Origin of the sequence: Peribacillus sp. NPDC097224 (assembly GCF_044761985.1) — a bacterium.
In the GTDB taxonomy this organism is placed as follows: domain Bacteria; phylum Bacillota; class Bacilli; order Bacillales; family DSM-1321; genus Peribacillus.
Window position 1 is genome coordinate 72519 of sequence record NZ_JBIWDK010000002.1, and the last position, 25913, is coordinate 98431.

Genomic DNA, 25913 nt, shown 5'->3' on the forward strand with positions numbered 1-25913 from the left:
AAAAAGGAGCTTGCCTATTCATGAATAAACGCTAACCTGTGCTGCTTATTTCATTTTCTTTAAATCACGGAATGCTGGAATCCAAAAATCTTCTACGTCCCTTTAACAAAATCAATTCTTTAATATAGCTACCATTTCTAACCGGCTTTTTGAAAACATATCAGTCTAAATTTCTATATACCCCATTTTTCACATGATAATCATAAAATTTGGCCATACAAAAAAGGAACTGGAAATGTGGGTACATTCACCAGTTCCCCCTTTATCCTTATAAATGACGGTCAATCAAACTGGCGGAGACCGGTTGGATGCCCATCTCCCTCGACCAAATCGACAGCTGACCGATATGATGGATTTCGTGGGCAATCAGGTGCCTTAATACCTTGCCCTTTTCATAACTCCCTTCCATCCATGGTGCCTCTATACATTCAAACTCCATGGCAGGTGACCACGTCTCCAAGAACTCTTTCACTTCCGGATGATACCTTGCGGATAAGTCCTGAATCGCTTCAACTGTATGAAAGGAATCCAAATCTATCTCGAGATCCGGCTTTCCCTGCATGGCCCTGATCCAACTATTTTCGACATCGATGACATGGGCGAGCGTCTTCAATATTTGGCCCATCCCCCCGTTTCTCTTCCTTAGTAGTTCATCAGAATGGAGTTCGTGACACCAACGAAACCACTCGCTTCTTACTTGCCAGTTATAGCTAAAAAGTGTAAGCAGACCATCATCTCCTTTACCTAAAAGCTCGAACGCCTCCTATTTAGAGAACTCATAGATGAGCGGATCGAGCCTCCCTGTTCTCTTCCTTATACCGATAATAATCCTGCCGCTGTATCGTCTTGAACCCACATGATTCATAGAGCCTGAGGGCATGGGCGTTCGTCGCTTCCACTTCCAAAAAGATATCATAGCCCAGACCATGCTGTTTTGCCACTATCTTTTTCAACACCTTTTTGCCAATGCCTTTCCCCTGGTATTCCGGAAAAATAGAAAACCCGTAAATCCATGCTTCCCCTTCACTATGATCGACACGGATCTTGCCGACGGTCTTCCCATCTGTCTCGATCATCAAGGTCTTCAATGTATGTTCAAACTGAATGCGCTGATAATATTCCCTCGCTTCCTTCTCCAGAAATTGAAAACACTGAATGTCCAACTGAATCTCCGTTTCTGCATCCATTTCTCGTGAAGGGCGAATGACAATATCTTCATAGTCTGACAGTTCGGTAGGCGTCCATTTCATTTGGTACTCCGAGAAAGAAAATTCACAAGGAAGCCGTTTCAAAAACTCCTTCCCCGATTGTGATGGTCCTGGAGTGTTCAGGATGATCTCTCTGGCCTCCCTTCCCAACGCAGCATCCAATGCTTCATTCACCAGTTTAGTGAAAATCCTCCGCCTCCGGAACTCCGGGTGAACCATGCCACACATCTCCAATTTACTTCCGAAGTCATATAACCCCACAAACCCGACAAGCTGTCCTTTTTCGTAATGAAGAAAATCATTTTGCATGATGCCATTCCGGCTCCGGAGTGTATCCCAATTCAGCTTCAATGTAAAATCTCCTTGTTCACTTTCTTGTTGTAAGCATTCAAGGTCCCTTAGTTGTTTTTTATTCAAAATAGTTCGCCCCCCATCCTTCATTCCATTTTATTCCTATTCGATAAAAAATACAGCATCCTCAAATGGATTGCTGCATTTTTTTTCATATCTTATAAAAATGTTGTTTTTTCAAAAGTATTTTCACTTTACTCTATAAAACTAAAAACGTATGGGAGGGGGATTTCCACTAATTCTAAGGACCGATGCATTATATCAATAAAATGATTCTATTTGAGGATTATTTTTTCCATTTTTTGTGTTATATTCCAAGCTAGGGGAACATAATATCCTATTCGGGCAAAATATGAATAGAAGGAAATAGGCTTCGTCACCTCATGTTCAATCAGATTTTGGATCCGATTGAATATAGGATCCAAAATCCATTTTTCAACCTAGCCCCTCGTTACCCTTATGTCAACTTCTCTTTTTATGGCCAGTTTTCTTTAGGTTTTCTACTTCTACAGTTAGTTCGTTTAGTTTTTTTCCGAAGCGGAAGAGCAAAAACATTGAAACGACGAATGGATAGCCAAAATCGCTAACTAATGATACCCACACAGTAGCATCCTCAATCATCATCCTCTTCACCCCTTTTCTTGTATCTATTAAGTAAAGTGAATAATGTCCGAGCAAAATCAATCTAGCACTATCGGTTTATAGCAAAAAGAACAAATGTTCGTATATAATTGATTTATTCCCCTTGTCCATCACTTTAGAACTTAAGGAGGGATAATAAATGAACAAGTTAACGGCCCATTTCTTTTCTTATTCACTTGATGTGTTACATCAGAGATATGCTTCATTCTTTGATCAACCCATCATCCAGGTTTTTTTACAAAATCCTGAACATTTGAAGATTTTCACGGATACGCTTGAATCCCCTTCTACCAACAATCTTTGTCATCTCAACGAGACATTCCAAATTTTCTATTACAGGGCCAAGGTGTACAAATACTTATGCTCTTTAATTTACTTTTTCTCAGTTGATTATGATAAAAGGGCGCGAAAGCAACGGGAACGCTATCGAATGGATCTCGACATGACCTCGGATAGCGGCGGTATCATCGACCGAATCGGAAATGTAGATGTTCAACTTGAAAAGATGGGGGAAACCGGCGACCTTTCTTCCCACATTAGTGATGAACAACTGGTGAATGCGCTACAAAAACTAACGCCCAAACAAAATAGGGTACTTACGATGGTCTATTCCTACGGCCTAACCAACAAAGAAATCGCAGCTTATTTCAAAGAATCACCACAGAATATTTCGAGCATTCGCAAACAGGGACTCGAAAAACTGCGAAAACACTATTTGAATGAGATTTATGTTAGGAAGGAGAACAGGTACTGTGGATAACAAACTATCAAAGAAAGAATTGATGGAAATGATTGATTCTTTAGACCCCAAAATAAAAAAGTCCTTAAAGAATACACACCATCAGGACAGAAAAGACCTGGAACAAGAGATAAAGCTCAAAATCATAGAATCCTATGAAAAAATTGCAGCCATCGAAGCTCCCAACTTCGAGGAATTCCTGACAGAATTCTTGAACAAACAGAAACGGTAAGGAGTGCCAAGTTCAGCTCTTGCTGGGCTTGGGGCTCTTTTTTTATGTGGCTTTCCGTCCAAGCCTTTTTCAAGGACAAAAAGGACCTCACTTCATAGCAAGTGAGGTCCCTTCTCCTATTCAGGCTTCAATGTCAGCGTATCGCCTTTTGGTTTATCTAGCCTGGTTTTGTGATACGTCCCATCCGCCCAATCTTCGAGCTGGTCATGATACCATTTACTTTTGACATGTCCGGATTGCCCAGGACCGACGAGGTGATAAGCTTGATTCATATCGGAAAGATCCATGACAAACCTCCAGGACCCGCCATGATTGACGGTACCGTCGTCAAGAAATGCAGCGGCCTGGACAGTGACACTGCTCCCGCCAACCGGAATCCCTCCTTCCCCGTTAAACAAATAGTTCAATGGGGAAACGCTTGAAAGCGGATGGTCGAAGCGGACTTGGTGGTACTCTCCCCACTCCCAATCGGTTAGGTCACTTCCTTGCGTTTTCTCCAATTCTTTCAATGTCTCCTGTAATGACTTCGCCAATACCTGCTCAAGTCCCCCTGCTTCTTGGATCCATGGACCTGGCTTTCCGCTCAGGGCCTCCCGCAGCAATTCATCAATCGCCGATTTCCTTCCATTAAAAAGCTTAAGGGTTTCCTCTGGAATTTCATCCGTCAGCAGGACATCCCCGATTTTTTTCATCCACACATTGAAGATCATCGGTGCAGCGGCATCTGCAGAATCTATCTGATTCCATTTTTGTAGAATTTCTAACGCCTTTTGTTCCTGCTTTCCTGATGGCCCGTTTAAGATCGTTAAAAATTGCGGGACAAATTCTCTCGCCTGCAAATTCACCTGATCCATCTGCAGACTTTGCATATCCCCTGCAGTCAGTTTCTTATTCGCTTCCAAGAACTCCTGAATCCTCATCTGACGATAGGGCTGTGCCCAGTTATTACTGATGTGGTACGGATAATCATCTGAAATGACCTTGTTATTCGCGGTCGAGATGAATCCCTCTTTTGGATTGATCGTTTTTGGAAGTTCATCGAAAGGAATATAGCTTTTCCATTCATATTCATCCGTCCACCCTGGCACCGGCAACATGCTATCCCCTTTTTTACGGATTGGAATCTTCCCGTTCGCCTTATACGCTATCGTCCCATCGTTGGAGGCGAAAACGAAATTCTGTGCAGGCGTTTCGAATTTCAAAAGAGCCTTTTCGAATTCATTCCAATTCTTTGCCTTATTCATATTCAAAACCGCTTCCAGTTCTGCTGACGGATCTAGTGCCGTCCACCTTAATGCCAGGACCGTATCTTTCCCACTTTTACCGGCGAATTCAGAAACGACCGGGCCATGACGTGTAATGGTCACCTGGTAATCAATCGTCTTACCGTCTTTCACCTTGATCGGTTCATCGATTATTTTGGCCTTTTCCCATTTCTCCTTATAAGCAAATTCATTCTCGTTCTTTGGGTTCCTCTTCTCAATATACAGATCCTGAACATCCGGACCCGTATTCGTCACACCCCAGGCAACGTTTTCGTTATGACCCAATATGATGCCAGGAATTCCTGCAAAAATGACCCCACTCACATTGACGGTCGGTGCCTTCAGATGCATTTGGTACCAAACCGAGGGAGTGGCGAGTCCAAGATGGGGATCGTCGGCTAAAAGCGGCTTTCCCGTATCCGTCTTTTCACCGGAGACCACCCAGTTATTACTGCCATTGAATTCATAAGGTATGACGGCACCAGCAAAGCTCTTCTCAATGTCCAGCTCTTCCTTGCCGATGATATAAGGTGCATCCTTTGGATAATCCGGGAATAAGTCATAGGCCTTTTCCTTTGGGAACGTTTGGAGTAAGTACTGTCTGAATGCCTGATCTTCCCAGTTCCCGCCTAGATCAAACGCCATATACTTCCCAATCGTCAATGAATCCACAGGTGTCCAGGGTTTCGGCTCATAGCCAAGCAAAGTGAACTCGACCGGCCATTTTCCATTATCCTTCAATTCGTCGATATAGAGATTCACACCTTCAGCGAATACATCCAATGCTGCTTTCCCCTCACTTGAGTAGCCAGCGTAAGAAGATTCGGCAGCCCGCCTTAACCCAAGCGTTCGAAAGTATTTATCATTTTTCACGGTCTTCTCACCAATCACTTCACTTAATTCCCCGGATGCCTGACGCCTGCTTAGGTCCATCTGAAACAAACGGTCCTGCGCCTGAATATACCCTTGAGCCAAATACAGATCATGTTCATTATCAGCCGTAATATGTGGAACCCCACTCGAATCACGTATCACTGTAACCGGTTTCAAAAGAGCAGGCAATAATAAATCCCCCTTCGTTTCAGGAAGCGACCTTGATAAGAATACATTTGCCGCAATCACGGCTATCACTATAAGCAAGAGCAGTGATACAAAAACCCAAAGGACACGTCTTTTCCATTTTCTTTTTGGTTTTGGCTTTGACTGAGGTAGGACTGCTTCCATTGTTTCATCTCCCTTTTCTAATAACTCTCTCTTTCTACTTTAAAGTATTCGCTTTCATATCCGACTTCCCTACCAATCCTTTAATATTTTTCTACTTATTCTGAAAGGATTGGATATATGCCTCTCCTTTTTCCTATGTACGATTAAGGAAAAATTCCTTTTGAACGCAAATGAAACGCATCGATGAACCGATGCGTTTCATTTAGGCGTTAAGGTTAAGATATTCAATCACCTTCTCCACTTCATCCGTATACAAAAGGGACTTATCAAAATCATGGACGGCTTTCGTCTCCGCTTCGAGGTAGTCATATCGGGAAATTAGATTCAAGTATCTTTTCCACTTATGTTTTTCCTGCAAAAGCCGCTTTTCCCTTTCAATATCTTCCGGAATCACTTCATTAATGATAAAGCATGGATCCGAAAGAACCGGATGATTGAATCGTTCGTTTAAGGTAATCAATTTTGCTTTATCCCATTCGACCCTGACCAGGTCCGATATGGCCCCTACATTATCGACTGAATCAAGGATACGCTTTGATAGCGCCTCATACTCTTCATATTCGAGGCCGTTATCCGTCATGATCCCCACACTGAACCATTTTACTTGTGGATCGAGCGTGTTTTCTTGTTTGAAAGCCACTATTCATTCATCAACCTTTCGTCTATGTAAGTCATGTTTTCCATATATACAATTGAAGATAGCAGACACCCGTTTCTTATGCTTTTCTTTTGATCTTATCATGATTCTTCAAAGTAAAGAAATACCGGTCACTTTTGGTCAAAAACATCATCACTCTATATGCTATAAAAAAAGGATCCTCATTCATAAGGATTCCTTCAATTCGAATACTGGATTGTAATTCCCCTCTGTTTAACGATATACTCCATGGCTTGGGCGAATGATAAGAATGATTTAACCTGGTGGGAGAAATCAAGCTTGATAATTTGCCTGACTACGGCCGGTGTAAACCCGACAAACATCGTTTCTGTACCCATCAATGCTAACGCGCCAACCAACTGGTCGAGCAGGGAAAACATGTTATCATCCTGCGTATAAGTGATGCCGGAGAAATCCAAAATCATTACTTCAGCATGGGAATCGTTACACTTTTGCAGGACCGTCGACTGCAAGGATCCCATTCGCCATTCGTCGATACGTCCGATTAACGGTACGAGCAACACATCGCTTAACATGGTTTGGACGATTGGCGTCGCCAACTCCTCCATGACTTCTTGATTTTCTTTTACTTTCTTTAAAGACTCGTTTGCCGATTTGGCAATTTTCTTATAATAGTTCACAAAACTCACACTCATGCAATAGAGGAACTCGTCCAATACGGCATCAATGATTGAACTAGCTTTCAACAAGACTTCGATAGAATAGTGTCGATTGCTGACTTCCTCTTCAATGAAGCTCCAGAAAAGGTTACGCGCCAGCTGAATCTCCCCAATGATTTTATCTAACGAAACGCCCATCTCCACAATTCGATTCCCAACTCTCATCCCGATTTCACTCATGCTTTCCATCGCCTGGGCTTTTCCATGGATCAAGGCATCAGCATGGATTTGAATGATTTGTGCCCGAATCACCTTGCTGGTTTCCAAATCATATGGCGAATCTTCTTCGAAAAGTTCGAGATGCTGGACCAATATATATTTGAATTTTTCGATTTTTTCTCCAATCAATACCAATTCTTCCTCCAAAACGGCAACAGCCTCCATTCAGCTCTTGATTAAATATCAAGCCTTTTTTTAATTTTAGCAAATTTTTATTTAAAAGCGATATAAAAACCTTATATTACCAATAGGATAAAAGAAGTTTCATTTTATTAAAATAAGGGTATTACGATAACTTGGAGGAGGGATTCCTAATGAAAAAAGAACAACAAGACTTTGAAGCAGAAAATATGAGTGACTTAGTTGAACTGATCAATAGTAAAAATAATAGCCGGAGAATCTTAGATGTACTTCGTCGTAATAAAAAAGACAAAAAAGAAAATAGAGATGAAAAAGGCAAATGAAGACCCAGACCAAAAAGGTCTGGGTCTTCATTTCCGATGAGGCTTAAATTTTGAAAGTATGGATGATGCCATCCATTTCTCCGGCTAATTTCCGCAGGTGTTCAGCAAAGGCGCTGATTTCTTCTATTGCGGCGGATTGTTCCCCCGTAGCCGTCAAGACATTTAGTGTCGCCGCCTCTGAACCCGCCGCTGCAGTGGATATCATCTCCATCGACTGTACAGCCATCCTCGTTCCCTCTTCCATTTTTTCAATCGTCTCCCCCACTTGCCCCACTTGATCAGAAAGATCGTTTATGGAGTGGTGAATTTCTATAAATGTATCTCCAGCTCCGGTCATCACGTTGATTCCTTCGCTTACCTCGCGATTGACAGACCCCATTTGCTCGGCCACCTGCTTTGTTTCTTTTTGGATATGGTTGATGATTTCACTGATTTGCTGAGTTGCATGGCTTGATTGCTCTGCAAGGTTCCTCACTTCATTGGCCACCACGGCAAACCCTTTTCCTTGATCACCAGCCCGTGCCGCCTCTATGGAAGCATTCAAGGCCAATAGATTCGTCTGAGCAGCTATCCCTGTAATCACTTCAACTATTTTCCCTATCTCGACGGAACGTTCCCCCAATCCATTGACGACCCTTGCCAATTCATTCACATTCGAATAAATGGACTCCATTTGTTGGCCCGCCTGTTCGATTGAGTTTTTTCCCGCATTCGCTTTCTCCAAGGACTTATGGATGGAGCCAGATACCTTCTCCGCCCCGATTGTTACCCTTGAAAGGCTGGATGACATCTGATAAATCACCTCAGTAGTCTCGTTCACTCCCTTTGCCTGATTTCTGGCTCCTTGTGCGACATCTTCTATCGAGCAGGAGATTTCTTCCGTCGCGCTGCTTGTCTGATGCGCTCCTTCCGCCAATTCATTGGAATAAGCGTTCATATTCTTCGATGCATCCTGAACCTTTTTCAATACGTCGCTCCAAGATTCCACAGTGTGATTGATATGAAGTGCAATCGTTTTCAAAAAACCTAACTGATCTTCACTTATCCTTTGTTTAAGGTCACCGTCCGCAATTTTCTCTAGATAACGATTAATCAATCCAATCGGACGAATGAACCTTCGATGGTTGATCACGGAGGAAATAATTCCGACAACCACACCGCAAATTGTAATGAAGACCAGATTCCATAGCATGGGCATTCCCGAAATACCATTTGCGAGACAAACGAACAGCCCAATCATGAAGGTACCTGGTACCACAACCAAGCTCGTCCGAATGATATATTGAATTAGTCTCATTAGTATCCACTCCTATGATTTTAAATTTTTTAAAATGTTCACAGAATTATCATACTATTTTCCTATTATAATTTCCACATTTATCCTTAAATAGTACTTATCTATCACAAATAAAAAAAGCCGATTTTGTTTAGCAAGGACAAAATCAGCTTTCTATTCTACTATTCACTTATTTAAGAACGGCGCTATCTTTTCCTTTGGATAGTCTTGACTTCATCACCGTCCGAAGAGATATAGACCGTTTCATCTACTTTATAGGATAAATACCGGTCACAATCTATTTCCAATATCTTTCCGTTATCGAATTTCATTGCGCAATTCGAACCCTCTTCTGTTTTGCTCACGTTAATGACTTCATTCGTCTTAAAGCCAATCGCCTTGCCATCGGAAAAATGAGGGTAGTACTTCTCGACGATCACCACTTTGTCCAACCGGCCTGGACCTGTTAAATATACAACCAATAATATGATTAAAACGGCTATTAAACCACCTAGGATTACTGTTTTTCGTTTCACTCTATCTATTACCCCTTCTTTTTATCAATCTATTACTTACTATCCTTTTTCAATAGATTATATTCAGAAACCTAGTAAATATGATAGAAAAGAGACTTTGTTTTCCTCTTTTATTTTACCTTTTTCACCATCCATATACAAATGGCCGCCAAAATGATCAAGATGGATACAACGGAAATGACTCCTCCCCAGCCGAACCGGATTAAGAATATACCGCCCGTGGCCCCCACTATACTGGATCCTCCATAATAGAAGAAAAGGTACAGAGCCGAGGCTTGGGCCTTCTCGTTTTTATCCGCCAACCTTCCGACCCAACCACTCGCAATCGAATGGGCCCCAAAAAAACCAAAGGTGAAAAGAGCCAATCCCAATATTTTCATCGATAGAGGAACTGCCAAGGTCAGGAGGGCCCCTGTTAGCATGATCAGTATCCCGGTTAGTAACACGCGTCCCCGGCTATAGCGGTCAGCGAGCTTCCCCATCCAAGTCGAGCTGAAGGTCCCGACGAGATAGATAAGGAAAATGAAACCGATCAGTGTTTGTGATAATTGATAAGGCGGTTCCATCAAGGGAATCCCCACGAAGTTATAAACGGTGACAAAGGAACCCATTAATAAGAAAGCCATGCCAAATAGCCATAATAATTGTGGATTCTTCATGTTATGTCGTAAGGATTCTATCATTCTCTTCACAGACATGTTCGTGTGCGTGACATGCTGAGAGGAAGGCAGCATCCACCAAAAGAACAAGCTGATAAGTAAGCTTAAAACGCCAAGACTTCCAATCGCTACATTCCATGAGTAGTGATCCGTCAACACCCCGACAATCAATCTCCCTGCCAGCCCTCCAATAGACGACCCACTAACGTAGATGCCCATCACATACCCCAGGCTTTTCGGATGGAACTCTTCATTGATATAAGCCATGGCGATTGCCGGGAACCCTGCAAGGACTGCCCCTTGAACCGCCCGGATAGCAATCAACAGGTAGATGTCATTCTGGACGAAACTGACACTGATCGACAGCAAAGCAGACATGGTCAGGGCTACACCCATTATCTTCTTTCGATCAATGCTTTCCGAAAAAAAAGAAACCAGCAATAGGCATATGGAGAGCGTCCCGGTTGCAAAAGACAACGTAAGACTTGCCATTGGTGGAGAAACCCCAAACTGCTTCGCAAAAACCGGTATGACCGGTTGCGTACTATATAGATCTGCAAATGTTACAAAGCTTCCAAGAAATAAAGCCAAAATCGTTTTCCGAAATGATTTACCCGCAGGTTCAATATAATTCAATTCTGCTCAGACCTTTCAATTCCTTATTTCTTATGTTAATACGTCTGAACTCAATTGTCTATTTTACGAATAAGGAGCAGGCCCATTGGATTGCCAGGCATAAAAAAGTCCCTTCACAGATAGCGTGAAGGGATGGAAAATCGTTAATGAACTTGTCTATCCTTCCGCTCACTCTTGACCATCAGCCAATATACAGGTAAGCCGATTATCAAAATAATTATGGAGTAGAGGGCATCCATCGGTGTATCGATTAATGTGCTAAGCACTATGTATACCGCACCGATAATTGCCAGGATAGGGATGAACGGATAAAGCGGCACTTTATACGTTTTTGCATCCGGATCTTTTTTACGTAGAATGAAGACTGCAAAGAAGGCTAGCCCATAAAAAGAAAAGACAGAGAATATCGCCATATTCGATAGCTTATCCGGATCTGTCACAATCATCATGATGATCGCAATGACCACTTGTAGAATCGTGGCATTGACAGGTGTCCTGAATCTAGGTGATATCTTCCTTATCTGTTTATGACCAGGAACCATCTTATCCTCAGCCATCGCAAGTGTAATCCTTGGGAAGGTTAGAAGCTTGCCGTTCAGGCAACCGAAGATTGAAATCAAGATTCCGATTGCAATTAATTTTCCGCCTAGCTCGCCAAAAAGAACGGTGGCTGCAACATTAGCGGAATTCGTTCCATTCGCAATGATTCCATCAGGGCCCAGAACGTGTAGCATGGCCAGGTTTACAGCTAAATAGGCTACCATGACCACGACTATCCCCGTGATGATGGCCCGAGGTAATGTCTTCTGTGGATTCTTCATCTCACCAGCCATAAAGCCGACATTGATCCAGCCATCATACGCCCAAAGTGTTGCAAGAATGGCCCCTGCCATACTCACCTTCACCGTCGTTTCAACATCCATGTTGAAAACGGGCATCTCACCTTGAGCCATGCCGAACACAGCTATGAAGACGATTGGAATCAATTTGGCAACCGTTGAAACGGTTTGGATCAACCCGCCATATTTCGTCCCCAACAAGTTCATGGCCGTCAAAAAGACAATCGTGATTATTCCAATACCCATTGTATAATCCATGGATATATTAAATAAACCGGCCACCAACGCACCAAAGTATAAACAAAGTGCGCCCATTACTGCAGGTCCATAAACTAGCGTTTGAACCCAACCGCAAAGAAAGCCCCACAACTTTCCATACACTTCTTCTAAATACGCATATAAACCGCCCGTTTTAGGAATTCGTGTACTCACTTCGGCGATTGTCAATCCACTTGCCAGCGTAATCAAGCCACCAATCAGCCAAGCCAATAAGGACATCGTTGAATTACCACTTAACTCAAGTACCACTCCCGGCTTCATGAAAATACCAGAGCCTATGACTGTACCCACTACTATAGATGTTCCAACCCAAAAGCCAATCGTTTTTTTCAATTGATCATTCACATAATGTCCTCCTTCCGTGTACACACCTTCTATTTTCTCAGAAAAATTATACCACGAAAAATATACAAGAATAGTTTATCGAATAATCTAAATAATCAATCTGATGTTACAGGCCTTGTTATCTCTATATTGTATCCGTTTTCATAATTATTTTAATTTTTCTTCATTTTCACTAAATTACGAATTATTTTTTTATAAATTCAAGTTTTCATACTTTAAAATGACTTAAGACGAATGATTTAGTTAATTATACATATAATATTTCGTATAATTCCATTCTATCTTCAGTTATTTCATTTATGGTTTCGATATCGATGGAATGATGCATACAAGGTCCTCAGATTCATATCTTTATCCTTATATAGAGATTTAATCCAATATGAATATAACATTAACATTCTTTTGTGCTCGCTAAGCCACGAAAAAAGGCAGAAATGTTGATGTCGCAACATTTCTGCCTTTTTCTTTTCATTTTGTTAAACCCTGCTTCTTACCAAACAATAAATAACAGGATAATGGCTAAGACCATACGATAAATAGCAAATGGCGTCAACTTCACTTTATTAATCAATAATAGGAAGAAACGTATGCAGAATAACGCAAATATGAAGGCACTGATAAACCCTGCGATAAAGAATGGTAACACGTCAGGCGTAAAGTACTCCCAGTATTTTACGATTTTCAGCAAACTGGCTCCTGCCATGATAGGCACAGCCATGATAAACGTGAAATCGGAAGCTGCACGGTAACTCATCCCCAGCAGTACGCCGCCTGATATGGTGGAACCCGAACGGGAGAAGCCTGGCCAAAGGGCTAGACATTGTATCAACCCGACACCTAAGGCTTGTTTATAAGTAATTTGATCAACCGTTTCGGCTGTCAATTTCGGTCGGAACCTATCCGCTGCAATCATCAGCAAAGCACCGAGGAATAATCCGACGATTACCGTCTTTACAGTGAATAAATGGTCATCAATATAATCTTCGAACAATAAACCTAATACGGCCGCAGGCAGCAACCCTACGATGATTTGAAGCAAATTCAACTTTTTCCCTGCCACGGCAGAGGGGTTCTTCATCTTTCGTAATCCGAGCAAGTCCATGAACCGCCCCCAAAAGAGCACAACAACAGCCAGTATCGATCCCAGCTGAATGACGACCTTGAATGCATTCGCTACTTCACTACCAAATATTTCGGTAGATTTCAGCCATAGATCATCCACTATGATCATATGCCCCGTAGAAGATACTGGTGCAAACTCCGTCAGGCCTTCCACAAGGCCAAGGATAACGGCCACAAAAATTTCCCATATATTCATTGTTTTCACCTCATTATTTCTCCGCTTATAAATGGAAATACCATTGTATTTTACTCGTTGTTTAAAATATTGTCTATTAATCATTGCTGAAAGAAAGAAGAGATACATGTATCATAGATTCAAGGTTCTTTTTTTCAGAAAAAGGAGTGATGCATGTGAAAAACACCCAAATCTATGCCCACCGTGGATCCAAAGGAACGCATCCTGAAAATACGCTGATTGCATTCAAAGAAGCCCTACGAGTCGGGGCGGATGGCATCGAGTTCGATGTCCACCTCAGTTCGGATGGGGAATTGGTAATCATCCATGATGAAACACTTGACCGGACGACCACTCTTTCCGGGTATGTAAAGGATTTCTCCGCAGAAGAGTTAAAATCAGCGGATGCGGGAAGCAAATTTTCCGAGGAATTCCATGGTGAGAAGATTCCATTCTTAGGTGAAATTTTCGAATGGGCGAAGGAACATACATTGTGGATGAATATTGAGCTTAAAACAGATAAGCTCCCTTACGAAGGCATCGAAAAAAAAGTTGTGGGTTTAATCCGGCAGCATCACATGGAAAATCGAGTGATTCTTTCTTCTTTCAATCATCAATCGATTGAAAACGTAAAGACGCTGGCCCCGGAATTGGAGCGGGCTTTATTATTCGAGGGATTGCCAGCAAACATCGAGGAAATTTTAGCCGAGAAAAAAGAAGCTGGCTTTCATCCTGACAAAAATAGCCTGACCCCATCCATTCATGCCACTGCGAAGAAACTTGGATACAAAGTCCGCCCTTGGGTGGCCAATAAACCAGAAGATATCGAGCGGCTAGTCAAATGGGGAGTCGATGTCATCATGACCGATTTTCCTGAGAAAGCCATCACGACTCTGAAAGGCATGTCAGCTAAATAAAATGTGAAAGAGAAGGGGAACATTCCCCTCCTCTTTCAATCCATGTTTATTCAGTTATTAACGAGTCGATCCGCCTAATTGTTGTTCAGCCATTTGCACTAAACGTTTTGTAATTTCTCCACCAACTGATCCATTAGCACGTGATGTTGTGTCTGCACCAAGGTTTACACCGAATTCAGAAGCAATTTCATACTTCATTTGCTCTAGAGCTTGTTCTGCACCAGCTACTACTAGTTGATTGCTGCTATTGTTGTTTGCCATGTGTTTCTCACCTCCTTATATATATTTATTTACATCTCCCCCTCCAATTATGTTTTCCAATTTATTGAATAATCGTAACTTTAGGAAGATAACTTCTTCGCTCGCTATCATGAATTTCTTCCTATGCTCATAAACTGTTAGGAAACTTTCAGTAAGGGGGAAAAGACGTGCAAATTCATGTGGTTAGGCCTGGCCAAACGTTATTTGGCATCGCCCAAACATATAGCGTGAGCGTTGACCGGCTCGTTGAATCAAATAAAATTCCTAACCCAAATAATCTTGTCATCGGCCAGGCCATTGTCATTCCAATCGTCGGCAGCTATTATTTTGTCCAGCCTGGTGACACTTTATTTTCGATTGCTCAAAAGGTGGATGTACCCTATCAAGAATTAGCGAGAATCAATGGCATTTCCGATCAGGACTCCTTATCCGTGGGGTACCGCCTTTATATTCCTGCCCGAAAAAAACGGACTGCTGAATTCAACGGCTATGTCGAGCCCCGTGGTACATCAGTCGCTCCTGCCCTTGAAACAGCTGCTCAGGAAGCCGCGCCTTATTTGACATACTTAGCGCCATTCAGCTTTCAGGCACTGCGAGATGGCTCCTTAAAGGAACCGTTGCTCAATAACTTTCCCACCATTGCAAGAGAAAACAAGAATGTCCTCATGATGGTCATCACCAATCAGGAAAACGATCAATTCAGTGATGAACTTGGTCGAATCATCCTGACGAACACCTCTGTGCAGAATAAGTTCCTAAACAATATTGTGGCCACAGCCAAGAAATATGGATTCAGGGATATTCACTTTGACTTTGAGTTTCTCCGCCCGTCCGATAAAAATGCCTATAACCAATTCTTACGTAAAGCAAGGGACCGTTTCAAAAAAGAAGGTTGGTTCATCTCGACGGCACTTGCACCGAAAACCAGTGCAGAGCAAAAAGGTGGCTGGTATGAGGCACATGACTATAAGGCACATGGTGAAATTGTCGACTTCGTGATCATCATGACGTACGAATGGGGATACAGCGGCGGTCCAGCACAGGCGGTATCCCCGATAGGACCGGTTCGGGACGTACTGGAATATGCCATCACCGAAATGCCGGCCAATAAGATTCTGATGGGCCAGAACCTATACGGATATGATTGGACATTGCCTTTTGTCCAGGGCTCCATCGCCAAAGCGATCAGCCCTCAGCAGGCCATCCAGATTGCTGCCGCGAACAATGTATCCATAGAATACGATGAGAAAGCGCAGGCGCCCCATTTCAATTACACGGATGCAGATGGGAAGGAGCATGAGGTCTGGTTTGAAGATGCCCGGTCCATTCAAGCAAAGTTCGATTTGATCAAAGAATTGAACCTTAGAGGAATGAGTTACTGGAAGCTAGGCCTTGCCTTCCCGCAAAACTGGTTGCTCATCAGTGAGAACTTCAATGTCCGACGACGGGTCTGAGGGATTTTCATATTTTTTTGCATAAACCATGTGGTCCTCGCATATCATCAAGTATTGAGCATGAAGTCCTTTTCTGGATACGTGACTCCACATGATAAAAACCTTCCGTCAGGTCACGGAAGGTTTTTATCATGTATTTGATCTCATGTTCTTACTAGAACTTCTATATATATCCGTTAAATCCTTATGAGTTCAGTCCATTTTGTCCATACTAAAAGGACTGTCGTAGGGGGGATAACATGATCCGAATCAATCCGTTCAGCAACACTTTTAAAAGGTCTCCACGTTTACTCAAACTATTTTTGACCATCATCCTATTTTTACTTGTATTCGGTTGGCTGATTCATCTTGTCGAGCCTGATAACTTCCCTTCCGTATTCGAGGGAATCTGGTGGGCAATCGTCACGATATCGACCGTTGGATATGGGGATTTCACCCCACTTACGAAATTTGGGAGAATCCTCGGGATGCTTCTCATCTTATCGGGTGTCGGGCTCATCACTTCTTATTTTGCCTACATCGCCAAAATGTCCATCTCAAGCGACCAACAATTCCTTTCCGGAAGAAAGGAGTTTAGCGGCACCGGTCACTTTATTATCATCGGCTGGAATGGACGTTCAAAACGAATCATCAAGAACATTCATGAACGCATGCATAACCAATATATTGTCTTGATTGACGACACATTGACCAAGCACCCTTTGCCACGGACGAATATACATTTTGTCCAAGGGAAAGCCAGTTTGGATTCCGTTTTGCAACAGGCCAATATTAAACAGGCGGCACGGGTCCTCATCACTGCCGATCTCCAACAAAACGAACTGCAGACCGACATGTTCACCGTGTTGGCTTTACTGGCCATAAAAGGACTGAACCCCCATGTATATTGTCTTGTTGAAATTTTGACGCAGGAACAGAAGGAAAATGCATTACGTGCGGGAGCAGATGCCATTATCGAAACGAATAAGTTTGCGAGTGATTATATGCAGGAATGTTTATGGAGAGGAATCGAAAAGCGGGAAGAAGAGAATCCGGCCACGGTAAATGGTTTGAAGATTGAACAGATGCCTGTCCAATTCGATTGGAACGGGCAAACCTTCAAACAATTGGGCATTACATTATTAGAAAAGGATATTCTCTTGGTTGGCATCATTTCAGGAGGCGAGACACGTATCAAGCCTCCTGCAGATGCAATCATCCATCAAAATGATATCTTGCTCATCATCGATCATTAATCCAATAAGATCTTTTCAAGGTCCCGAACGAGGGATTTCCCATACGCAATATATTCCTGTGGAAATTCAGCATCGGGGTCTTCCGGCTCGGCAAATTGATTAAATGAAGCGGAGAGATTCCCGATATTCCCCTCGCGGTCGATGCCATCTTCATACTTATGAGATAATAAATACGGCGTCATGATTTCAACCATGGCCCCGTCCGTATCAAGTGATCCATCGACAGCTTTGAAGGGAACACGTAAAAACTGATAGCCATCTTTGTCGTCCATTTTAAAATCGAAGGTGCCGTGGTCATAATCCCAACCACCACCAATCATATACCCTTCTGGTTTAAGCTTCGTTTCCAAATCGAATAATCCAAAGGTTTTCCCTTCCAATTTAGAAGATATTTCAATCATGTTAAAAACCTCTTTTGCTAATTTTAATAATTAGCTTACCCAAAAGTCTTAAAATAACCCCTATTGATCACTATCCTCTTTCGATTGGGTAAAAAACAAATTGGCTTCGGCTGTACCTTCTGATTGATAGGCTTCCTGGATATCCGCCTGCTGCTCTGTTTTCTGTTTTTCCAGATCCTTCATAGCGTTTTGATTTCCCGTAGTTGAAGGGGTACTTATCGTTCCAGCGTAACTATTCGTTGTCGAAGATAGTTGCATGCACAGTCCCTCTTTTCTAGGTATCGGATTACATAGCATTATCAACCTTTTTTCTTAACTTTTTCTTAATCCGATAAAAAAAGGCATCATGCGTGGACAATCTAGTCCAGCATGATGCCTTCTTCACTTTATTTTATAAACGCTGTTCGAGTTCCGCCTTTTTCTCTTCATACCCTGGTTTTCCTAGCAGGGCAAACATATTCACCTTGTAGGCTTCGACCCCAGGCTGATCAAACGGATTGACCCCCAACAGATAGCCGCTCATCGCGCAAGCCTTCTCAAAGAAATAAACAAGGTAGCCTAATGTGAAGGCATCCAGTTTTGGTACGGAAACAATCAGGTTAGGAACACCGCCATCCGTATGAGCCAATAAGGTACCTTCAAATGCCTTGTTATTGACGAATTGTACGGTTTCACCAGCCAGATAATTCAAACCATCTAAATCATTTTCTGCTGCTTCAATCGAGATTTCATGACGTGCCTCTTCCACTTTGATGACCGTTTCGAAAAGGTCGCGTCGCCCTTCCTGTACATACTGCCCCATCGAATGCAGGTCCGTAGAGAAGTTGGCGGCTGCCGGGAAAATCCCTTTCTGGTCCTTCCCTTCACTTTCGCCGAACAACTGCTTCCACCACTCTGAGAAATATTGCAGACCAGGTTCATAGTTGATCAACATTTCAATGGTTTTCCCCTTATTATAAAGGACGTTACGGACGGCCGCGTATTGATAAGCCTGGTTCTCGGAAAGCTCCGATGAACTGAAGTCCGCTCTAGCGCTCTCCGCCCCTTCCATCACTTGATCTATATCCGCACCACTTACAGCAATCGGAAGCAAGCCCACTGCAGTAAGTACAGAATACCTTCCACCGACATCATCCGGAATGACGAACGTTTCAAATCCCTCTTCCGTGGCCACTGTCTTTAATGCGCCCTTTTCTTTATCGGTAGTCGCGAAGATACGGCCTTTCGCTGCTTCTGGACCATACTTTTGCTCGAGAAGCTTACGGAAAATCCGGAACGCAAGGGCAGGCTCCGTCGTTGTGCCCGATTTGGAAATCACATTGATTGAAAAGTCCTTGTCGACCAATACGTCCATGACATCTTGCATATATGTAGAACTTATGTTGTTACCAACGAATATGATTTGCGGAGTGTTTCTCTTATCAGAAGGTAAAAGGTTATAGAAACTATGTTGCAGCATTTCAATGGCTGCACGTGCTCCTAAATACGAACCACCGATTCCGATGACCAACAGGACGTCCGAATCTTCTTTTATTTTGGCGGCAGCTTTCTTGATCCTGGAGAACTCTTCTTTATCATAATCCTTCGGTAAATCAACCCAGCCCAGAAATTCATTGCCCGCACCGGTCTGTTCGTGTAGAGAATGATGTGCCACTTTTACAGCATCCTGTAAATAGGTCATTTCGTGCTTTCCGAAAAACGGTAGAGCTTTTGAATAATCGAAATGTAGATGGGACATGCCAATTCCTCCTTTATTCTTTGGTTCCCCTTTTACTTTATCTGATGTATTTAGCAGAATCAAGAAATCGCTAAGTCTTTTAGAAAAAACTCCCACTATCGAATAGTGGGAGCCTATCGTAAGGTTCTTATAATGAAGCACGTAGAATCGCAAGGACATCTTCGCGATTCAATACTTTAAACCGACCGAATTCTCCATTGCTCATCGCTTTATCGGCAATGACTTCAAGTTGTGAATCGTCGATATCGTAATCTGCAAGACGCGACGGGGCCCCTAAGCTGCTCCAGAATGACTGAAGGCGTTCAATTCCCTCAAGCGCAACCTCTTCACTTGATTTGCCCTCTGGGTCGACCTGAAAGACACGGACGGCAACTTGTTTAAACCGCTCGACATTTTCATGGAGCACATGTTTCATCCAATTAGGGAATAATATTGCCAGGCCTCCCGCATGGGGAATATCATAGACCGCAGAGACGGCATGTTCAATATTATGAGTGGCCCAATCGCCAAGATATCCTACTCCCAGTGAACCATTTAACGCCACATTGCCCGCATACAAAATCGTAGCACGATTTTCATAATCCTCGAGATCTTCCAATAACTTTGGAGCCGTTTCCATGACCGTCACCAGAAGTGATTCACAAAAGCGGTCCTGAAGCGGAGCATGCGTTTCTTGATGGAAATACGTTTCGAAAACATGTGACATCATATCGACCATGCCATAGACGGTTTGATTTTTTGGAAGTGAAAAAGTATTTTCAGGATCAAGGACCGAGAATTTAGGAAATAACAAAGGACTTCCCCATCCGTATTTCTCTTTCGTTTCCCAATTCGTAATGACCGAACCCGAATTCGCTTCAGAACCGGTTGCAGCAATCGTAAGGATTGTCCCAAAAGGAAGGGCTTCTTTGACGGGAGCCTTTTTGGTGACAAGATCCCAAGCGTCTCCTTCATACTTCGCACCCGCAACGATGCCTTTTGTTGCATCGATAACACTTCCGCCGCCTACCGCTAGCACGAAGTCGATTTGATGTTCCTTACACAACTCCACACCTTTACGGACAGTCGTGATCCTTGGGTTTGGTTCAACTCCTGCTAGTTCATATACTTCCACCTGGATTTCTTTCAATTCCGCCATCACTTTATCATACAGCCCGTTTTTCTTGATGCTTCCGCCACCGTAGACGAGCAGCACTCTCTTTCCGTAGGCAGGAATTTCCTCTTTTATGCTTTTCAATTGGTTTCTACCAAAGATGATCTTAGTAGGATTCTTATACGTGTAATTTTCCAATATATATAATCTCCTTTTGCATTGCCTTTTTTCAGCGGCCCCATGCCACTGCAGCAATGGATATTTTATCCCTTCATTATGACGAACATTCCATATAAATACAAAATATCCGTTTAGAAGTTTTTTCTGGGGTGTATATAATTATCTTCAAAAAGCATGATAAGTAAAGAAAGATGCTTATAAAAAAGGAGGCTATACAATGAGTGGATTACAAAAAACGGCCCTTGTTTTAACAATCATCGGAGCCATCAACTGGGGACTAATTGGATTTTTTCAGTTCGATCTAGTCGCAGCGATTTTCGGCGGACAAGATGCTGCTTTGGCTCGCATCGTTTATGGCTTAGTGGGAATCGCCGGGCTTATCAATCTTGGTCTTCTCTTCAAGCCAAGTCCCCAAACGTCTCGTGAAACTGAAACAAAACCAACTCAATGAATCGCTAAAAGAAAATATGTATAAAATAAAGCCGGTCCATGAAACATGTCCCGGCTTTATCAATTATTGAAGAATAATAAAAAAACCGGATGGTCCTAAGACCATCCGGTTAAAAAAATTATTTTTTGATTAAGTCTTCGCGTTCAGATTGATCGATCCACGCTTGAAGTTTATCTTTTAAAGAGTTGAATCCTTCAGTAGACTCGATGTGTGATGTTGCTTTAACAGATGCTTGGCGTTTTTTTGGAGCTTTCTTAGGAGCTTCAGTACGCTCAGGAGCTTCTTCTGTTGCGCGGATTGATAAGCCGATTTTTCCAGCTTTTGAATCGATTGAAAGTACTTTAACTTTCACTTCATCGCCCACTTTTAAATGTTCGTTAATATCTTTTACGAACCCGTGAGTGATTTCAGAAATATGAACTAATCCTTGAGTTGAATCATCTAAAGCAACAAATGCACCGTAAGGTTGAATACCAGTTACCTTACCAGTAACTACTGCACCAATTTCGAATTTTTCAGACATGGTAACACTCCTATTTTATATATATTTTTTCGGCTTTTCACGCAATACAAAATTATATCACAGAGCTGGAAATAATCAAAGTTAAGTATACCATACTTTTTCCGCTAAAACGTAAAAATTTTGTAATTGAGTATCCATTTCGATATATGGCTATTATTTATAACTTATCCTAAAAGTTTTCATTTAATTCTTTGTCCCCATTTTTTTGATCATTAATTTTTCAAAAAATTAGCATAACAAAAAACTACCAAATTGAGATTAATCGTAGTAAGATGAGAAAATGTTTATCTCTACATTCACGTATTTCTATACCTCTAAAGGAGTTTTTCACCATGGCAAAACAAGAGCAATGGTCTTCCAAAATCGGATTCATTCTAGCAGCGGCTGGGTCCGCTATTGGTTTGGGTGCCATCTGGAAGTTTCCATATATGACAGGGACAAATGGAGGCGGCGTCTTTTTCCTTTTTTTCGTGATTTTCACCCTCTTGATCGGCACACCCTTACTCATCGCCGAATTCACCATCGGCCGGAATGCACAAAAAGATGCCATTCGGGCCTACAAGCACATTTCACCAGGTAAACCCTGGGTGTTACTAGGATATGGCGGAGTTCTAGCATCCATCATTTTACTTTCCTTCTATAGTGTTGTTGGTGGCTGGATCCTTTCCTATTTATGGAGAAGCTTTACCGGGTCCCTATCAAATTTAACCCAATCGGAATACAGTGGCCTTTTCAATACCGTTATCAGCAGTCCTTATGAAACGGTCATTGCGCAGCTTCTTTTCATGGTCTTGACGATTTGGGTCGTTCAAGGTGGCGTATCCAAAGGGATTGAAAAGGCCAATAAGTACATGATGCCTTCCCTGTTCGTCCTTTTTCTTGTCCTTCTCATTCGTTCCATGACACTTGAAGGTGCGATGGAAGGTGTTCGTTTCTTTTTGAAACCGGATTTCTCCTCCTTGACGGAGCAGACGATTTTATTAGCGCTAGGACAATCCTTCTTTGCACTGAGTGTAGGTATTTCCGTGATGGTCACCTATGCTTCGTACTTAAGTAAGAATGATGATATTACAAAATCGGCTTTATCCGTAGTCGGGTTGAATATTTTCATTTCCTTATTGGCGGGCTTGGTCATTTTCCCGGCCGTATTTGCCCTTGGTTTCGATCCTTCAAGTGGACCAGGACTCGTCTTTGTCGTGTTGCCTGCGGTCTTTAATGAAATTACCTTCGGTGGCATTTTCATGGCGATTTTCTTCGTATTATTATTATTCGCTACGCTTACTTCAGCGTTCTCCATTCTGGAAATCATCGTAGCATCCATGATAAAGGGCGATGCTCGGAAGCGCCGGAAAGCTTCATGGATAGCCGGCCTTCTTGTTTTCGTGATCGGGATTCCAAGTGCATTATCATTTGGCGTACTCTCCGATGTGAAGATTTTCAACTTGACCTTCTTCGACCTCGCTGATTATGTGACCAGCAACATCGCCTTGCCTATCGGAGCCTTATTCATTTCTCTTTTCATTGGCTATCAGATGAAAAGGCTCCAAGTTCAGAAAGAGTTCGAAATGGGGGCAAGCCCAGGATTCTCTTTCTTTAAACTTTGGTACTTTCTCATTCGCTATATCGTTCCGGTAGCGATACTCGTCGTCTTTTTGAGTTCAATCGGTCTATTTGACAAGTAATGTTTCCTTCATTCAAAACGCCGCATCGGTAATCGATACGGCGTTTTCTTTTCACAAAATATCCATATCATTCCCACTGCGAACAAGTTAAAATATGGTAAAATAACCTTATTACTACTATTTCCTGAAAAAGGAGTGATTGACATGTCAAATATCGCAAAGAATATTCGGCAATACCGGGAAGATCATAATCTCACTCAACAAGAACTGGCTTTGAAACTACGTATGGGCACCAAGAAAATTGAAATGTATGAATCAGGGGAAGTCACGCCTGATACCCAGACCATTTTACGGCTTTCCACCGTTCTTGATATCCCTGCCTCAGAGCTAATCCAAAATGGCCCCGTTGCGAATGCTTCCGGTTTGGATGAAGAAATGGAAGAACTCATTCAGGAAATTGGACTCAAACAGGCTAAGCTCATCCTCCGTACTGCGAAAGATTTCAGTGAAGAACAAATCTTAACGATCATGCATCATTTATATAACACACAAACTAAATTGTAAAAATATCCATATCAGGCGTATTATTTTCTATAAACTGGATATACTATGATTAACACTTTCTATGTTAATCCATTAAGATTAACTCTTTTTTCTAATTCCCCCTATGGATAGGGATTCGCCGTATATTACGGCGAATCCCTATTTTTTTGCGTATGGGGTTTTAGTACTTGCTATATTTCTGCATGAACCGATCCATTCTTTTAATGGCTTCCTGAAGCTGTTCCATGGAAGAAGCATAAGAACAACGGATATGCCCCTCACCACTTTCCCCGAAAACATCTCCCGGTACCACGGCCACAAGTTCTTCAGTCAGCAGTTTTTCTGCGAACTCCATGGAAGTCATGCCCGTTTTCTCGATGGATGGGAAGGCATAAAAAGCTCCGCCTGGATTATGGCAGTCCAGACCGATTTCGTTAAATGACTTTACGATATAGTTGCGTCTTCCTCTGTAGCTGCGGCGCATATCTTCCACATCTTGCATTCCATTCTTCAAAGCTTCCAATGCTGCAAACTGTGCCATGGTCGGAGCGCACATCATCGCGTATTGATGGACTTTGAGCATCGCTGCGGAAATGTCCTTAGGCGCACATACAAATCCAAGACGCCATCCAGTCATCGCAAACGCTTTAGAGAACCCGTTGATGACGATCGTACGCTCAAGCATGCCGTCGATGGCGGCAAATGACGTATATTTCTCATCATATGCAAGCTCCGCATAAATCTCATCGGAAAGGACTAATAAATCATGCTTTTTGATGATTTCAGCAAGTGCTGCCAACTCCGATTTCTCTAACTGAGTTCCAGTCGGGTTATTCGGCGAACAAATCAAGATTGCCTTCGTCCTTGGTGTAATGACCGCTTCGAGTTGCTCCGGCATTAACTTAAAGTCATGCTCCCTGGAAGTTTGGACAGTGACCGGCACCCCTCCTGCCATCGTTACCAATGGTGCATAGGCAACGAAACAAGGTTCGACGACGATGACTTCCTCACCAGGATTCAAGATTGTCCTAAGGGCAATGTCGAGGGCCTGACTTGCACCCACCGTAACAATGATTTGATTCTCGGGATCATACGAAACCTCAAACTGCTTTTTCATATATCCACTGATTTCCTGCCTCAATTCCATCAAGCCGGCATTAGCTGTATAAGAGGTGTATCCTTCTTCCAATGAGTTGATTGCCGCTTCCCGGACTGCCCAGGATGTAACGAAGTCCGGTTCTCCCACTCCAAGTGAAACGACTCCTTCTAGATTGGCAGCCAAGTCGAAAAATCGACGGATACCCGATGGTTTTAGCTCTGAAACCGTTTTTGACACGAAACTCGTTTTAATCATGGTGATACCACTATCCTTCTGTCTTCTTCTGTTTGTTCAAAAATTGTCCCATCATGCTTATATTTCTTCATAATAAAGTGAGTTGTCGTGGAAATGACAGAATCGAGCGTCGAAAGTTTTTCCGATACAAACCTTGCCACTTCATTCATTGAACGACCTTCCACGATGACGGAAAGGTCATACGCACCGGACATCAAATAAACGGACTCCACTTCTTTGAATCGATATATACGTTTGGCGACTTCATCGAAACCAACTCCGCGTTTTGGGGTTACTTTAACATCGATCATGGCTGTCACACCGTGATATTCATCTACTTTTGCCCAGTTAATCACGGTCAAGTAGCGTACAATCACACGCATATCTTCCAATTTCTTCAACGTTGCTTCAATGTCCGCTTCAGATAACTCGGTCATTTTAGCCAAATCCTTCTGATCGATCCGGCTGTTATTTTCAATGATTCTTAAGACTTCCAATTCCCCTTCATTCAAATGCATTGGAAAACCTCCCTATTAGAATTCATAAATGTAGACATGATGGTTTGGCTGGCAGAAAGCCCGATCAATTTCCTTTTAAAGCCTTGTTTAAAGGC

General features: G+C 42.5%; 28 protein-coding genes. 9 read left to right on the forward strand and 19 right to left on the reverse strand.

Annotation, left to right across the window (positions count from 1 at the left end):
• Window positions 1–268: 268 nt before the first annotated feature.
• The 3 genes from ACIQXR_RS03870 to ACIQXR_RS03880 all read right to left on the reverse strand — a co-directional run bounded on the left by ACIQXR_RS03870 (window position 269) and on the right by ACIQXR_RS03880 (window position 2183).
• A complete protein-coding gene (locus tag ACIQXR_RS03870; protein WP_402955108.1) occupies window positions 269–727 on the reverse strand; it encodes a DinB family protein in 459 nt (152 codons plus the stop codon).
• Between the two features lie 49 nt (window positions 728–776).
• On the reverse strand, window positions 777–1625 hold the full coding sequence (locus tag ACIQXR_RS03875; RefSeq protein ID WP_402954231.1) for a GNAT family N-acetyltransferase: 849 nt from the start codon (window positions 1623–1625) through the stop codon (window positions 777–779).
• Between the two features lie 396 nt (window positions 1626–2021).
• On the reverse strand, window positions 2022–2183 hold the full coding sequence (locus ACIQXR_RS03880) for a YvrJ family protein (RefSeq protein WP_402871171.1): 162 nt from the start codon (window positions 2181–2183) through the stop codon (window positions 2022–2024).
• Window positions 2184–2340: 157 nt separating this feature from the next.
• On the opposite strand from ACIQXR_RS03880, the gene ACIQXR_RS03885 reads away from it, so the two are divergent.
• Both ACIQXR_RS03885 and ACIQXR_RS03890 read left to right on the forward strand, forming a co-directional pair.
• Window positions 2341–2961: a sigma-70 family RNA polymerase sigma factor gene (locus ACIQXR_RS03885; RefSeq protein ID WP_402871169.1), complete on the forward strand. Its 621-nt coding sequence runs from the start codon at window positions 2341–2343 to the stop codon at window positions 2959–2961.
• On the forward strand, window positions 2954–3172 hold the full coding sequence (locus tag ACIQXR_RS03890; protein WP_402871166.1) for a hypothetical protein: 219 nt from the start codon (window positions 2954–2956) through the stop codon (window positions 3170–3172). Before ACIQXR_RS03885 ends, ACIQXR_RS03890 begins: the two co-directional genes overlap by 8 nt.
• A gap of 116 nt (window positions 3173–3288) precedes the next feature.
• Here ACIQXR_RS03890 and ACIQXR_RS03895 read toward each other — a convergent pair whose 3' ends face one another.
• The 3 genes from ACIQXR_RS03895 to ACIQXR_RS03905 all read right to left on the reverse strand — a co-directional run bounded on the left by ACIQXR_RS03895 (window position 3289) and on the right by ACIQXR_RS03905 (window position 7365).
• A complete protein-coding gene (locus ACIQXR_RS03895) occupies window positions 3289–5661 on the reverse strand; it encodes a penicillin acylase family protein (RefSeq protein ID WP_403079513.1) in 2373 nt (790 codons plus the stop codon).
• Window positions 5662–5863: 202 nt separating this feature from the next.
• On the reverse strand, window positions 5864–6301 hold the full coding sequence (locus tag ACIQXR_RS03900; RefSeq protein WP_403079515.1) for a hypothetical protein: 438 nt from the start codon (window positions 6299–6301) through the stop codon (window positions 5864–5866).
• A gap of 197 nt (window positions 6302–6498) precedes the next feature.
• Window positions 6499–7365 carry an STAS domain-containing protein gene (locus ACIQXR_RS03905; RefSeq protein WP_402871157.1) on the reverse strand — a complete coding sequence of 289 codons (867 nt, stop codon included), beginning with the start codon at window positions 7363–7365 and terminating at the stop codon, window positions 6499–6501.
• Window positions 7366–7532: 167 nt separating this feature from the next.
• Here ACIQXR_RS03905 and ACIQXR_RS03910 point away from each other — a divergent pair, with 167 nt between their 5' ends.
• On the forward strand, window positions 7533–7682 hold the full coding sequence (locus ACIQXR_RS03910; protein ID WP_402871155.1) for a hypothetical protein: 150 nt from the start codon (window positions 7533–7535) through the stop codon (window positions 7680–7682).
• 43 nt (window positions 7683–7725) lie between these two features.
• On the opposite strand, the gene ACIQXR_RS03915 is transcribed toward ACIQXR_RS03910, so the two are convergent.
• From ACIQXR_RS03915 to ACIQXR_RS03935, 5 genes are all read right to left on the reverse strand, one after another.
• Window positions 7726–8979, reverse strand: coding sequence for a methyl-accepting chemotaxis protein (locus ACIQXR_RS03915; RefSeq protein ID WP_402871152.1), 1254 nt, complete (start codon window positions 8977–8979; stop codon window positions 7726–7728).
• A 185-nt stretch (window positions 8980–9164) separates the two neighbouring features.
• On the reverse strand, window positions 9165–9494 hold the full coding sequence (locus ACIQXR_RS03920) for a hypothetical protein (RefSeq protein ID WP_402871149.1): 330 nt from the start codon (window positions 9492–9494) through the stop codon (window positions 9165–9167).
• A 110-nt stretch (window positions 9495–9604) separates the two neighbouring features.
• A complete protein-coding gene (locus ACIQXR_RS03925) occupies window positions 9605–10789 on the reverse strand; it encodes an MFS transporter (RefSeq protein ID WP_402871147.1) in 1185 nt (394 codons plus the stop codon).
• Window positions 10790–10932: 143 nt separating this feature from the next.
• A complete protein-coding gene (locus tag ACIQXR_RS03930; protein ID WP_402871145.1) occupies window positions 10933–12252 on the reverse strand; it encodes an APC family permease in 1320 nt (439 codons plus the stop codon).
• A gap of 490 nt (window positions 12253–12742) precedes the next feature.
• A complete protein-coding gene (locus ACIQXR_RS03935; RefSeq protein WP_402871142.1) occupies window positions 12743–13570 on the reverse strand; it encodes an undecaprenyl-diphosphate phosphatase in 828 nt (275 codons plus the stop codon).
• 155 nt (window positions 13571–13725) lie between these two features.
• On the opposite strand from ACIQXR_RS03935, the gene ACIQXR_RS03940 reads away from it, so the two are divergent.
• Window positions 13726–14466, forward strand: coding sequence for a glycerophosphodiester phosphodiesterase (locus ACIQXR_RS03940; protein WP_402871139.1), 741 nt, complete (start codon window positions 13726–13728; stop codon window positions 14464–14466).
• A gap of 57 nt (window positions 14467–14523) precedes the next feature.
• On the opposite strand, the gene ACIQXR_RS03945 is transcribed toward ACIQXR_RS03940, so the two are convergent.
• Complete coding sequence (locus ACIQXR_RS03945; protein WP_402871137.1) at window positions 14524–14727, reverse strand: alpha/beta-type small acid-soluble spore protein; 204 nt, start codon at window positions 14725–14727, stop codon at window positions 14524–14526.
• A gap of 167 nt (window positions 14728–14894) precedes the next feature.
• Between ACIQXR_RS03945 and ACIQXR_RS03950 the strand changes: the two genes are divergently transcribed.
• Together ACIQXR_RS03950 and ACIQXR_RS03955 are read left to right on the forward strand one after the other, a co-directional pair.
• Window positions 14895–16181 (forward strand): glycoside hydrolase family 18 protein, encoded by a 1287-nt coding sequence (locus tag ACIQXR_RS03950; RefSeq protein WP_402871134.1) that lies wholly within the window; start codon window positions 14895–14897, stop codon window positions 16179–16181.
• 239 nt (window positions 16182–16420) lie between these two features.
• Window positions 16421–17416 (forward strand): potassium channel family protein, encoded by a 996-nt coding sequence (locus ACIQXR_RS03955; RefSeq protein ID WP_402871132.1) that lies wholly within the window; start codon window positions 16421–16423, stop codon window positions 17414–17416.
• Here ACIQXR_RS03955 and ACIQXR_RS03960 read toward each other — a convergent pair.
• From ACIQXR_RS03960 to ACIQXR_RS03975, 4 genes are all read right to left on the reverse strand, one after another.
• Window positions 17413–17817, reverse strand: a complete 405-nt coding sequence (locus tag ACIQXR_RS03960; RefSeq protein WP_402871129.1) for a YugN-like family protein — start codon at window positions 17815–17817, stop codon at window positions 17413–17415. The two genes, ACIQXR_RS03955 and ACIQXR_RS03960, sit on opposite strands and share 4 nt — an antisense overlap.
• A gap of 60 nt (window positions 17818–17877) precedes the next feature.
• Entirely contained in the window at window positions 17878–18075 is a 198-nt protein-coding gene (locus ACIQXR_RS03965) for a hypothetical protein (protein WP_402871127.1), read from the reverse strand.
• Between the two features lie 133 nt (window positions 18076–18208).
• Entirely contained in the window at window positions 18209–19555 is a 1347-nt protein-coding gene (locus tag ACIQXR_RS03970) for a glucose-6-phosphate isomerase (RefSeq protein ID WP_402871124.1), read from the reverse strand.
• 127 nt (window positions 19556–19682) lie between these two features.
• Entirely contained in the window at window positions 19683–20846 is a 1164-nt protein-coding gene (locus tag ACIQXR_RS03975) for an iron-containing alcohol dehydrogenase (RefSeq protein ID WP_402871123.1), read from the reverse strand.
• A gap of 199 nt (window positions 20847–21045) precedes the next feature.
• Here ACIQXR_RS03975 and ACIQXR_RS03980 point away from each other — a divergent pair, with 199 nt between their 5' ends.
• Complete coding sequence (locus ACIQXR_RS03980; protein ID WP_402871121.1) at window positions 21046–21279, forward strand: DUF378 domain-containing protein; 234 nt, start codon at window positions 21046–21048, stop codon at window positions 21277–21279.
• A gap of 118 nt (window positions 21280–21397) precedes the next feature.
• On the opposite strand, the gene yugI is transcribed toward ACIQXR_RS03980, so the two are convergent.
• The gene (gene yugI, locus ACIQXR_RS03985; protein WP_402871118.1) at window positions 21398–21802 is read right to left on the reverse strand and encodes a S1 domain-containing post-transcriptional regulator GSP13; all 405 of its coding nucleotides are present in this window, start codon (window positions 21800–21802) and stop codon (window positions 21398–21400) included.
• Window positions 21803–22134: 332 nt separating this feature from the next.
• Between yugI and ACIQXR_RS03990 the strand changes: the two genes are divergently transcribed.
• Window positions 22135–23484, forward strand: a complete 1350-nt coding sequence (locus ACIQXR_RS03990; protein ID WP_402871115.1) for a sodium-dependent transporter — start codon at window positions 22135–22137, stop codon at window positions 23482–23484.
• Window positions 23485–23628: 144 nt separating this feature from the next.
• Entirely contained in the window at window positions 23629–23988 is a 360-nt protein-coding gene (locus ACIQXR_RS03995) for a helix-turn-helix domain-containing protein (protein ID WP_402871112.1), read from the forward strand.
• A 160-nt stretch (window positions 23989–24148) separates the two neighbouring features.
• On the opposite strand, the gene ACIQXR_RS04000 is transcribed toward ACIQXR_RS03995, so the two are convergent.
• The gene (locus ACIQXR_RS04000; protein ID WP_402871109.1) at window positions 24149–25321 is read right to left on the reverse strand and encodes an aminotransferase; all 1173 of its coding nucleotides are present in this window, start codon (window positions 25319–25321) and stop codon (window positions 24149–24151) included.
• Window positions 25318–25818: an Lrp/AsnC family transcriptional regulator gene (locus ACIQXR_RS04005; protein WP_402871106.1), complete on the reverse strand. Its 501-nt coding sequence runs from the start codon at window positions 25816–25818 to the stop codon at window positions 25318–25320. Before ACIQXR_RS04005 ends, ACIQXR_RS04000 begins: the two co-directional genes overlap by 4 nt.
• Window positions 25819–25913 lie beyond the last annotated feature (95 nt).